This window comes from Aquidulcibacter sp., assembly GCF_020253525.1.
GTDB lineage: Bacteria > Pseudomonadota > Alphaproteobacteria > Caulobacterales > Aquidulcibacteraceae > Aquidulcibacter.
In genome coordinates this window covers 46,231-56,929 of record NZ_JADCBK010000023.1, presented here as the reverse complement: position 1 = coordinate 56,929, position 10,699 = coordinate 46,231, and the positions used below count along the sequence as shown (strand labels likewise).

Below are 10,699 nucleotides of genomic sequence, written 5' to 3'. Positions count from 1 at the left end.
CACAACTCTCTTTCAGCAACTGCCTGAGCGGCCAGCTCTGCTGCCGATTGGCGGGCACTCTCTGCTTCTTGGGCTGCCATTTGCCATGACTGTGTCTGGGCGCTGGCTTGCTCGAGTTCGAACTGAAGCCTTGAAAGCTCTCTCGAAAGCTCGTCGGTAGGGTCTATTGGCGCGGAGGGTGGCAAAAAGCTGCCGGGTGAAAGGTTGTAGTCGTAAAAGGTTCGATGAAACCAGATCGCCAACTGTCGGGCGACTTTTAGCGCCGAAAGCGCTCTATTGTGACTATCCCCTAATAGGTGAACAGCATCGTTGCCGTGTTCTCGCAACAGATGGAAAAGATCAGCCACCTCACGCGACAATCGCGCTTCATTCTTCAGACGCCGCAAGAGCGTCGCAAGGGTCTCATCAGCAGTCACATCAAGACCCAGGCGCGTCGCCGATAGCGATGCACACAGCTCCGCAAACTGTCTTAACTTGATAAGAGAAGTGTTTGGGTCTTCAGCAAAGTAACGCTCGGAAAGCGCGCCCAGCCGAAAAAGCTGAGGCTCGTTCCTTTCTAGAAATAAGAAATTCGAACGAAATGCGGCCATCGGGATATCTATAACCTCGAGCGCTTCTGCACGCTAGTGGTTAGCAAATTGGTCCATTCACCTTTAGGGGGATGCGAATAGTTTGAAACCTAATATGTGCTTCCCATATTGCAGCCAGCTTGATATCCCAGCCATAAATTCATGGGACTGCAGCAATTGTTGGCACTTCAGACGTGGATCCATTTTATCAAATCCCTTGGAGGGCCATTTGTCTCTCGAATGGAATTTTCGACTCACCTATCGATTTTCAATGGCCAGACCGATGCCTTACTGAGCAGTTTGCAATTCTGTCTCATGTAGGCTTAGATTGTTTTGGCTCGATAGTTCAGGCGTTTAGAAGGAGTTATCATGTCGCCACGGAATCGATTTGGTTTAGCATTAGGTTTGTTGGTTAGCTTTCTTTGTTCCTTTTCGTCATCATATGCGCAGGTTCAGCCCAATCCCGTAACAGCAGAGAATCCGCCCCGACCAACGCCAAATCTTGCGCTCGAGATGTTGCGACAGAGTGCAGAAAATGGTGATCCATTAGCGCAGGTGGTACTTGGGCATAGGTACCGGGATGGCAAAGATGTCCCGCAAGATTATGGTTTGGCCTTAAGTTGGTACCGCAAAGCTACTGATCAGGGTTATATTAGCGGACAGAACGCTTTGGCGCGAATGTATCAACTCGGCCTCGGCGTACCACGTGACTATACAACTGCCGCGAACTGGTACCGTAAGGCTGCCGAACAAGGTGATGAACTCTCTCAGTGGTCCCTTGGAACTATGTACGAGTTTGGCCAAGGTGTCCCAAAAGATTATTCAACCGCCGCAATCTGGTACCGCAAGGCCGCAGAACAAGGGGATCGAGACGGCCAGTACTATCTTGCCCAATTGTACGAGAATGGTCGCGGTGTGCCTCAGGACCATCAATTGGCGGCGATGTGGTACCGCCGAGCTGCGGACCAAGGGGATAAAGACTCACAATTCTCTCTAGGCAACTTGTATCTAAGGGGCCAAGGCGTACTGCAGGACGCTGTGACCGCTGCAAGTTTGTATCAGAGGTCGGCGGAACAAGGGCATGTTAAGGCACAGTCAAGACTCGGCACCCTTTACGATATTGGTCTTGGTGTACCGCGTGACTTAGTTCAAGCGCATAAATGGTTAAACATTGCGGCGGCTAATGGGGACAATTCTGCCGGGCAAACAAGAGATTTGATTGGGAGAAAAATGACTTTAGCTCAGATTGCAGAGGCACAAAAGCTGGCGCGCGAATGGTACAAAAAAGAAGAGTAACTAACCTGATGAGAGCTGGCCAAGCTGTTAAGCTGTCTAGAACTTGCAACAATTATTTGAAGCGTAGTAGATACTGGGGTGGCATAACAGATGTAAATCAAAGAGCCATTTCCAAAAAATCGACCTGTGTTTTATGAGCCTATCCCATCTACCGGGGGGGGTGTTTATTTTTGTGGTCCGGTACCCCCCCCATAGCCCATCTAAAACATTCAACGATTAGTTTGAGTTGATGTAGGCCTCAAACACGGGCAGAATCAGAACGCCTAAGGCGAAAAAGCTACTACCAAGGTTCTTAGACATACACGCCATGTGGGGCCAGATGTGGGGCCAAATTTTGGACCCAACATAAATAATTGAAAAATAACATAAAAATATAAAAACTGGCGGAGACGGAGGGATTCGAACCCTCGGTGCCCTTTTGGAGCACGCTCATTTAGCAAACGAGTGCCTTCAGCCTCTCGGCCACGTCTCCGCACACACGCCTGATAGCCCGACAAAAGGGGACAGAGCAAGAGCATCACATCAGTGAAGCTGCACAGAGCGGTTTGGTGCCTGCATTGGGCTTGGTTTCGTTAATAGGGCGTCTACCCAATCCTGCTAAACACATGGACTAAGGAGCACCTTCGCCGATGGCACGGGTTGAGTATAGAGACGACATTGCCGGCGACCAGCCCGTTGTTACGGCGCGCAAAGCCGCTCGCGGTGCCCGCTGGTACCGTTCAAGCTTTGGTCGGGCGCTGGGGATTCTCGATATTGGCCTCATCTTGCTGGTGATGACCTATGTGCTGAAAGTGGTAACAGACGATCATGTGTTGACCACCCCCATAAGCGCCTTCTTGCCCATGGCTCTAGGCGGTTTATGCCTTTGGTGGATTTTGCGCGAGCATGATCTTTATCGCTTTGACGCAGAGCCTTTAGCCGTCACACATGGCATCAAAACACTCGGGGCTGTTGTTTTGGCCCTGCCATCAAGTGCAGCGATCGGGGCTTTGGTCGCCGTCGCGGTTGGTCGCGCCGCAGAAGTTGGCGCGTGGGAGGCAAGTATTGCAACGCTTTTGGCGGGATCCTCGATTGTTTCGCTGCACTTCTTTGCAGCCCTTATTTTGGGGGCGATGAACCGGGCAGGCCTTTTTTCTTTAAATGTGGTGATTGTTGGGGCCACGCCTCTAGCCCACAAGCTGATTGAAGAGGCCAAAGCCTCTGGCGATATTTCGGTCCTAGGCGTGTTTGATGATCGCTTGGACCGGGCAGAGCCCCTACCAAACCATATCAAGCTCTTGGGCGATCTCGATGATCTCATGAGCTGGCCGCATTTGCCCAGCATTGATCGGGTGATTGTGGCCGTCTCTAGCACCGCGCAGAACCGGGTTCTGCAATTGGTGACCAAATTACGCTCCATGCCCAATAAAGTCGTCTTGGCGATTGATATGCAAGGCTTTGACAGCGACGGAACAACGATTGGTCGAATTGGCAATCGCCCGGTCGCTTATGTCTCTGGCGCGCCAGAAGATGCCAAGCGCGCTTTCTGGAAGCGCGTGCAAGACCTTGCCCTGGGAAGTCTCTTCTTGTTGCTTGTCAGCCCAGTCATGGCCTTGATTGCCGTAGCGATCAAAGTGGACAGCAAAGGCCCGATCTTCTTCCGCCAGAAGCGGCATGGCTTTAATAACCAAGCCTTTGAGTGCTGGAAATTCCGCTCGATGCGCGTCGAGACAACCGATGCCTGCGCAGCCCAGCAAGTGATGCAAAACGACCCACGCGTCACCCGCGTTGGGCGCTTCATCCGCGCAACGTCTTTGGATGAATTGCCGCAATTGTTCAACGTGTTGGCTGGCACCATGTCTTTGGTAGGACCACGCCCTCACGCCATTGGGATGAAAACCGGCGATGAAGACAGCGAAGCCCTAGTTGCCGAATATGCCCATCGCCACCGAATTAAGCCCGGCATGACCGGCTGGGCAGCCATTCATGGGTCGCGCGGGCCTGTCCATAGTGCCGAGGAAGTAGCCCAACGTGTCGCCTATGACCTTGCCTATATTCGCGATGCCAATTTGTGGCTTGACCTGTGGATCATGGTGCGGACCTTGCCCGCCTTACTAGGCGACAAAGGTTCGGTCCGGTGAGCTTTCAGTCCACTTTCCCCGACAAGCGAGGGTACCGAGGATGATGGGCCGTCACCTGATGGCCTATCTGATCCCTAATCTGGCCCAAGCTGTGGCCAGTTTTGGGATGGTCGCGATCCTCACCCGCCTGCTAAGCGATGAGGATTATGGCCGCTATACTTTGGTCTATGCGGCCATGACGCTGGCGCAATATCTCTCGGTGGTTTGGATTGAGGCGGCAGCAGCGCGCTTTTATGCCGATGCGGCCGAGAAAGGCGAAAAGCCAGCCCATTTTGCGACTTTAATCACCTTATTTAGTTGGTGTGCCGGGGCCTTCGCGCTCATTTCTATCGCAATCTTGGTCGTGTGGCCGGCAGACCTCAATTTGAAAATCGTCGTCGCCGCAGCCTTTGGCAGCGTGATCACCCGCTCCTTGATCAAAATTGCCTTAGAAACCCGGCGCATGGCCCAAGAGGCCAAGCGCTTTGCTGTGGTCGATACGCTCCATACTTTGCTTGCCTTTGGGCTAGGTATTGGCTGTGTGATCTTCTTTGCCATGGGGCCCGAGGGTCCATTCATCGGCATGTTGATTGCGTCTTTGGTGGTTCTTGCGATTGAAGGACCGGCCCTGTGGTTTGCCGCGCGTAAGGGTAGACTAGAGCCCACCCGCGCCAAAGCCTACTTCGCCTATGGGGCACCCTTGGCGGGCGGCCTTGTCCTGAGCTTGGCCTTAACCAGTGGCGACCGCTTTGTAATCGCAGCCTTTTTGGGCGAAGGTGATGTGGGGGCCTATTCCGCAGGTTATCAAGTTGGGGCACGCATTCTCGACATCATTTTCACCTGGGGTGCCACCGCCGTTACGCCGATCCTGATTGCCGCCTACGAACGCGGCGGCCCGACCGAAGCCGTAAAGGCCGCCCATCAAGGCTATGTCGTCCGCCTTGGGATTGGCGCGCCCGCGGCCTTGGGATTGGGGCTGCTTGCTGCGCCCATTTGTGAAATTCTAATCGGGGAAGCCCTGCGCGATCGCGCGATCCAAGTTGTGCCTTGGATTGCATTTTCAGCCCTCTTGGCGGGCATGTGCGATTATTTTTCAGAAGCCTTTATGTTGTCGAAAAAGGCCTTGCAACGCGCCCTCTTGCTCTTGGTGCCCGTAGTTACCAGCCTCAGTCTGAATGTGCTGCTGCTGCCGGAATTTGGCTTGATGGGGGCAGCTTATGCCAATGTCGCAGCCTATGCTTTGGGCATGACACTACTGGCTTGGATAGGCCGACGCTATGTGGCTTTGCCGATCCCCCTATTTGAAACCGGCAAAATCGCATTGGCCTGCGCCCTCATGGCGGGTGTGGTGCTGGCCCTTCCGAGCTTTGGGGCCTTCCAAGACATCGTACTGAAAGGGGGCTTAGGGGCCCTTAGCTATGGGGTTTTTGTCGTGCTGTTGGATGTGGCCGGTGCCCGCGACCTTGCCAAATCCCTATGGACCCGCCTCCGGCCGCAAGCGGGGACTTCATGAGCGAAACGATCTTCACCAATGGCATCAAGGCCGAGGGTCCCTTCGTCCTCAGCATTGCCACGCCCTTTTTCCGGAATGATCCCAGTGTCTTGCTTGAAAGCCTATCTGGCCAAATGGCAGGCCAAGCCGTCGAACTGATCCTGGTGGATGATGGGTCTGGCGACCCTTCCCTTACAGCAAAGCTCGAAGCCTTGCTGCATGGCCTAACCGTCCCCGCCAGTCTGATAAGCTTGCATCACAATCAAGGCCGTTCGGCAGCCCGCAACCGTTTGATCGCAGCCGCGCAGGCACCAGTCATCCTTTTCCTCGATTCAGATATGGCACCCGATACAGCCAGTTTCGTGTCGGATTGGTTGGCACTGGCGCGCGACCCGGAAATGGAGATTGCTTATGGCGGATTTTCCACCCTACAAATTGCAGATTGTGCCGCTTTGGCGCTGGCTAAACTGGTCGCCGAAAAGTCCGATTGCGCCTCTGCCAGCGAGCGGCAAGAACGCGGTGCCTTAGCGGTTGCGACTTCCAATCTGATGGTGCGCAAAGCCATTTTGGATGAAACCCCCTTTGACTCTGGCTTTTCGGGTTGGGGCTGGGAAGATGTTGATTGGGCGTTACGGGCAGACGCCAAAGGCCACCGGGTTCGCCATGTCGATATTCCAGCTACCCATTTAGGCTTGGATGATGCGGCAACCTTATTGGATAAGTTTGCCAAAGCAGGCCCGAATTTCCGCAAAATGGTTGAGCGGCATCCCACTATGGCCACTTTGCCTGGTACCAAGCTCGCCCGGATGCTGGCGCGCCTGCCAGCACGGTCATGGATTAAATCCATGGTGAAGGCCTTGGTTTTATCAGAAGCCCTGCCTTTGGCCCTTCGCGCACAAGGAGCCCGGCTGTGGCGGGCGTTGTGGGCGGCAGACGCGCTTAGTTAAGGCGCTGGCGTGGGGCGGGGCGCGGCCGCCCTTGCATCGATGGCGCTGGATAGGATTGCTGGACGGAAGCCCCTCGTCGCGCCGCTTGTGTCCCTTGGGGGGATTGGGCCGCCACCAACGGACTGACACCAACGCCAAAGCTTAAGCCAGCCAATAATAGGATCCACGGACCGAGGACAGAGACTTCGCCTGGTGCCAATAACAGGGCAGCAAGCCCCGCACACCACATACCAAACAGCACAGCCCCTTCCAGATCTGAGCCGCGGCGGTCGAGCGCTAAACGTACCGTCGTGATAATCGCCCAAAGCGCTGCTAATCCTAGCCCCAACACACCAAGACCTTGCCCAAACGCCTCTCCTACCGAGGCACCCGCCACCCCAAAGCCATAACCAATCCAGTTAATCGCCCCAAAAGGATCCGAGGATAGTGACAAGGGTGTAAACAAACCAAGCAAGGTGACGGTGAGGATCGAACAAGCCAAGGTCACGGCGATATCGATCGGTGTCCAAGGACGGCGGGCCGAGATAAAGCGGAGACCATAGCCAAGGGCAGTCGCTAACACGCCAATCCCTGCCGCCCAAAATGCCACCAAATCGCCCAAGACAAGGGCCAGAGCGCCTAGAGCCACTGCCCAAGCCAGCCAAACCCAACGCCACTTGGTCGAAGCCGTACAAGCCCACAAAGCCGCACACACCCCATAGGCCAAATCACCATCAAGGGAAGTTGCGGGCGGCAGGCCACCCGCCGCAATCGCGTGGGCGACAAGGGCCAAGGCCCCTGCAAATCCCGCCGTAAAGGCCAAATCGGCAGCGGTGAGGCGGGCGGCAAGTGTTAAACCAAACACCCACACCAAGAGAAGGAGAATGCCGTGCTGTAGGGCCAGAGCCGGGGCCATAGCCCACACTGCTGAAGCCATGCAGACGCTAACCAGAAGCAAGCCGTCTAGGCGTCGCACTAAGATTGGGGCTAAAGCCTCCCAACGCACGGCAAAAGCGACAAGACCCATGGAGGCAACACCGGCCTTTAATATCAGGGTTCCTAAGGGCGCTTCCTCCAAGTCTGCGGCCCCCGGCCAGAGCCGCCAGAAACCAGCGCTGAAACAGGCGACAGCCAAAGCCAATAGGGCCATGTCCCAGCGCAACGACAGTTTTGATGCGACCATATTAGCGATTTCGGCTTAAGGATAGGACTGGACTTGCTTGCCCAGTCACCACGATTCCGAGACAGCGTCCACCGCGGCCCAAGACCTCGTCGCGCAGATCAAGTGACTCGCGCACATCACTTCGATTGCCATCGATAACCAGAATGACGCCGTCCATGTCCGCGGCCAACGCAAGGCCCGCGCGTGATTGTTCCAAAGGCGGCGCATCAACAATGGTCAAATCGACCGCGCGACGAACCGCGCGCCAATAATCGGGTGCCGGCGCAACTTGTAGCTTCTGATTACTGGCCAAAGCTGCCCGATTAAAGCGGCTGACATAAAGCTTTGGAATGGTGGTCTTATAGCTAACAACTGCCCCCTCTCCCTGCGCCCCCTCAGGCGTGCGGGGTTGGGCCCGCCAGAACGGTGTGACGCCAAAGGTCATATCGAATGGGCCTTTGAAATTAGCAGTCGTTCCACCAAGAGCGGTGAATTGCCCTGGACCGAAGAAGTCCAAATCAATCAGCCATGCAGACTTCGCAGCGCGCTCGGCAGCCAGCTCAGCAAAGGCTCGAGCAACTTCGGAAATTCCGACATCGTGTTTGGCACCCACGAACATGACGGCAGCGCCCGCGCCCCCTGTTGCAGCGGCAACAGCAGACCAGACTCCGTTCATCTGTCCTTGAATGCTTCCCATCCAGACCCCAACTCAAACAAGCCTTTACGCCGCCTTAGCGTGTCACTGTCGCCAAGATCGGAAGGCCCAAAGTCCGACCGATCGAGGACGGTGTTGGGAAGGTTGTCCGCGAGAATGCCCGCATCAAACCAACCGCCAGCGCCGTAAGAGCCGCGAAGAAGACAGAGAGCATTGCTACTTCCCTCTTCCAGCTCTTGCCACGAGTCGGCACATTAGCACGTTCAATGACCCGAATATTTTCATTAGAGGTGCGGCTGAGTTCATTTTGGGCTTGAGAAGATGCTTCTCGGGTTGAGAATTGTTTGACTTGTTCTTCCAAGATTGCTTTGCGGCGCATCAAATCATCAAATAAAGGCTTTACTTGACTTAATTGGATAGCGCGGGCCTGCAATTGTGCAACTTGGGCTTCCAGGATGGCTTCGCGCTGGGTCAAAGCTTCAACCTCAGCCGCATTGCGGGCGCGGTCGGCTGCCAAAGTATCGCGAACCGGATTGGCACCGGTCTTGGTCGTCCCCGCGGCCCGGCCCTGTTCGGAGCCCAAGAGTTCATCCAAGGCTTCGATCCGGCGACGCATGTCCTGCACGGGCTGGCTTTGCTCGGTATAGCGGGTCTGCAGCTCGGCCAATTGGCTCGCCAGTTCAATCCGGCGGCGGGAATTATCCGTCTCAAAAGAGAGACGCACTTCACGGGGTTCGCTGCGATAGCTGCGGTCGCTGGCGGCAAAGCGGCCTTCTGCTTCGCGCTGACGCGATTGCACGTTCAACAGATCTGCTCGCGCGGTTGAAAGAAGGGATTGTACGGCAGCGCGCTCCCCCTCAAAATCTGCCACACCATTTGCGCCCAAGAAGGCGGTAATCTCCGCCTCTAATTCCTGCAGACGTGTATCAAACTCGTTGCGCTGCAGTCTCAATGCGCCTGTTTGATCCTCAAACAAGACCTCCCGCCGATAGGTCAAATACTCATCAATCATGGTATTTAACACCTTAGCCGCAATGACGGGATCTTTACTTTGATAGCCAAGCTTAATCACCGTTGTATTGGCTGAGGCCTCGGCAGAAAAATTGCGCTGGAACTGATCAACACCAAATGCAATGCGGCGCTCAGGCGTATCAGGGCCTTGGGTGATCTGAATGTCTTCAGGATTAAACAGGCGATCCAAGCCGATTTTGCGAATCACACGTTCGGCGATTTGCGCTGATTTGATAACTTCGACTTCAGATTGGACGATTTGTTCTTGCTTTGGGGCTGCCCCTTCCCCCGCCGCACCAACACGCGGCGTGAACACATATTCCTGTCCCAAAAGGATCGAGAGCCGCGCATTGGCGGTATAATTCTTTTGAAGCGTGGTCGCAAAAGCGATGCCCAGTCCAGAAATCACAATAAATACAATGAGCATAAGCCATTTTTCGCGCCAGAGGAGACTGATCCAATCTGCGAGATCAAGCTGTGGGCGCGCGCCACCTGTCGGCTCATAGCCGCCAGAGCGGGGATAGCTTGGGCCTGTGTGATAGGTCATTCTAAATTCCGCGCGTCAGGACGTTTGGCAAAGCATTTTGCTTCCTCGAAACGTTAATCAACCATTATCCATTAACGAAACGTTTAACGATTGGGTTTCTAAGAAACAGGCTGTTGCCAACCACAAGAGGGAGCCTGTTCATGCGTGCCAAAACCACCGCTATCCTCTCGTCTTGGGTGGTTCTTGCCTGCACCGCGCTGGCTGCCTGTGCGCCAAGGGGCTATGTGGATGCCTTGCGCACCGAGGGGAAAAATTGGCAAACCCCACGGCCCGCTGCCACAGTGGATTTCCCAGCTATTCCAACCTTTCCAAGCTGGACCGCCGAAGATGAGACCTATCGCTTTTTTCCTGGCGATGTGATCGATTTTCAATCGATTGGCGCGCCAGAGCTGAGCCGCAAGCTGACGGTGGCCCCAGACGGCCGCATCCATCCCCCAATGTTGGAAGCCATTATGGCGGCTGATCGGACGCCCGATGATTTAAAGCTGGAACTCCAAGGGCTGTATGCAGCTTATTTGCGCAATCCTGCCGTTGCCCTTGCACCCGACAGTTTCGCATCACAGAAATTCTTCGTCGGTGGCGAAGTGGCCAAGCCCGGCCTCTATGATTTATCGGGGGAAATGGACCCGTTACAAGCGATCACAACGGCCGGCGGCTTCTTAAATAGCGCACGCCGTGAAGAGGTTGTGGTTTTGCGGCGTGGTGCCGGGGGCACGCCCTATATGCGGGTCTATGACCTCCGCTCGGTCTGGGCAAGCCAAGCCCTTTTGGCCGAATTGCCGCGCCTGCGCCGCTTTGACGTTGTTTGGGTGCCGAAGTCGCGCATTTCCGAACTGGGGCAATTCACCCAACAATTCGTGCGCGACGCGCTGCCGATTACCATCGGCTTCAACTATAGTATCGGCTCAAACATCATCCAATAAGGACATCAGACCGCCAAAG

At 55.1% G+C, this 10,699-nt stretch carries 9 protein-coding genes and 1 tRNA gene; 5 read left to right on the top strand and 5 right to left on the bottom strand.

All coding sequences use genetic code 11. From position 1 onward, the window contains the following. A partial coding sequence (locus IOB61_RS03110; protein ID WP_290812017.1) for a DUF4145 domain-containing protein occupies positions 1–590 on the bottom strand: 590 nt, incomplete at its 3' end. Between the two features lie 348 nt (positions 591–938). On the opposite strand from IOB61_RS03110, the gene IOB61_RS03105 reads away from it, so the two are divergent. Further along, complete coding sequence (locus tag IOB61_RS03105; RefSeq protein ID WP_290812015.1) at positions 939–1,865, top strand: SEL1-like repeat protein; 927 nt, start codon at positions 939–941, stop codon at positions 1,863–1,865. A 381-nt stretch (positions 1,866–2,246) separates the two neighbouring features. On the opposite strand, the gene IOB61_RS03100 is transcribed toward IOB61_RS03105, so the two are convergent. Continuing rightward, a tRNA-Ser gene (locus IOB61_RS03100) sits at positions 2,247–2,337 on the bottom strand. Positions 2,338–2,494: 157 nt separating this feature from the next. On the opposite strand from IOB61_RS03100, the gene IOB61_RS03095 reads away from it, so the two are divergent. From IOB61_RS03095 to IOB61_RS03085, 3 genes are read left to right on the top strand one after another with little or no spacing between them, the layout of a single operon-like run. Then, a complete protein-coding gene (locus IOB61_RS03095; RefSeq protein ID WP_290812012.1) occupies positions 2,495–3,985 on the top strand; it encodes an exopolysaccharide biosynthesis polyprenyl glycosylphosphotransferase in 1,491 nt (496 codons plus the stop codon). 40 nt (positions 3,986–4,025) lie between these two features. Next, entirely contained in the window at positions 4,026–5,477 is a 1,452-nt protein-coding gene (locus tag IOB61_RS03090; RefSeq protein ID WP_290812010.1) for a lipopolysaccharide biosynthesis protein, read from the top strand. Beyond that, positions 5,474–6,403, top strand: coding sequence for a glycosyltransferase family 2 protein (locus tag IOB61_RS03085; protein WP_290812008.1), 930 nt, complete (start codon positions 5,474–5,476; stop codon positions 6,401–6,403). The genes IOB61_RS03090 and IOB61_RS03085 overlap by 4 nt, the downstream gene beginning before the upstream one ends. Here the strand turns inward: IOB61_RS03085 and IOB61_RS03080 are convergent. Genes IOB61_RS03080 through IOB61_RS03070 form a run of 3 tightly spaced genes read right to left on the bottom strand, consistent with a single transcriptional unit; the run spans position 6,396 to position 9,757 of the window. Continuing rightward, positions 6,396–7,565 (bottom strand): hypothetical protein, encoded by a 1,170-nt coding sequence (locus IOB61_RS03080; protein ID WP_290812006.1) that lies wholly within the window; start codon positions 7,563–7,565, stop codon positions 6,396–6,398. The genes IOB61_RS03085 and IOB61_RS03080 overlap by 8 nt on opposite strands. A gap of 1 nt (position 7,566) precedes the next feature. Continuing rightward, positions 7,567–8,220, bottom strand: a complete 654-nt coding sequence (locus tag IOB61_RS03075; RefSeq protein WP_290812004.1) for a hypothetical protein — start codon at positions 8,218–8,220, stop codon at positions 7,567–7,569. Between the two features lie 55 nt (positions 8,221–8,275). Beyond that, complete coding sequence (locus IOB61_RS03070) at positions 8,276–9,757, bottom strand: Wzz/FepE/Etk N-terminal domain-containing protein (RefSeq protein ID WP_290812001.1); 1,482 nt, start codon at positions 9,755–9,757, stop codon at positions 8,276–8,278. 140 nt (positions 9,758–9,897) lie between these two features. On the opposite strand from IOB61_RS03070, the gene IOB61_RS03065 reads away from it, so the two are divergent. Beyond that, positions 9,898–10,680 carry a polysaccharide biosynthesis/export family protein gene (locus IOB61_RS03065; RefSeq protein WP_290811999.1) on the top strand — a complete coding sequence of 261 codons (783 nt, stop codon included), beginning with the start codon at positions 9,898–9,900 and terminating at the stop codon, positions 10,678–10,680. Positions 10,681–10,699: the final 19 nt, after the last annotated feature.

What these genes read in the sequence shown, in the direction of transcription:
- IOB61_RS03080 (WP_290812006.1), bottom strand. Translation starts at nt 7,565, where the DNA reads ATGGTCGCATCAAAACTGTCGTTGCGCTGGGACATGGCCCTATTGGCT.
- IOB61_RS03105 (WP_290812015.1), top strand. Translation starts at nt 939, where the DNA reads ATGTCGCCACGGAATCGATTTGGTTTAGCATTAGGTTTGTTGGTTAGC.
- IOB61_RS03085 (WP_290812008.1), top strand. Translation starts at nt 5,474, where the DNA reads ATGAGCGAAACGATCTTCACCAATGGCATCAAGGCCGAGGGTCCCTTC.
- IOB61_RS03065 (WP_290811999.1), top strand. Translation starts at nt 9,898, where the DNA reads ATGCGTGCCAAAACCACCGCTATCCTCTCGTCTTGGGTGGTTCTTGCC.
- IOB61_RS03075 (WP_290812004.1), bottom strand. Translation starts at nt 8,220, where the DNA reads ATGAACGGAGTCTGGTCTGCTGTTGCCGCTGCAACAGGGGGCGCGGGC.
- IOB61_RS03090 (WP_290812010.1), top strand. Translation starts at nt 4,026, where the DNA reads ATGATGGGCCGTCACCTGATGGCCTATCTGATCCCTAATCTGGCCCAA.
- IOB61_RS03070 (WP_290812001.1), bottom strand. Translation starts at nt 9,757, where the DNA reads ATGACCTATCACACAGGCCCAAGCTATCCCCGCTCTGGCGGCTATGAG.
- IOB61_RS03095 (WP_290812012.1), top strand. Translation starts at nt 2,495, where the DNA reads ATGGCACGGGTTGAGTATAGAGACGACATTGCCGGCGACCAGCCCGTT.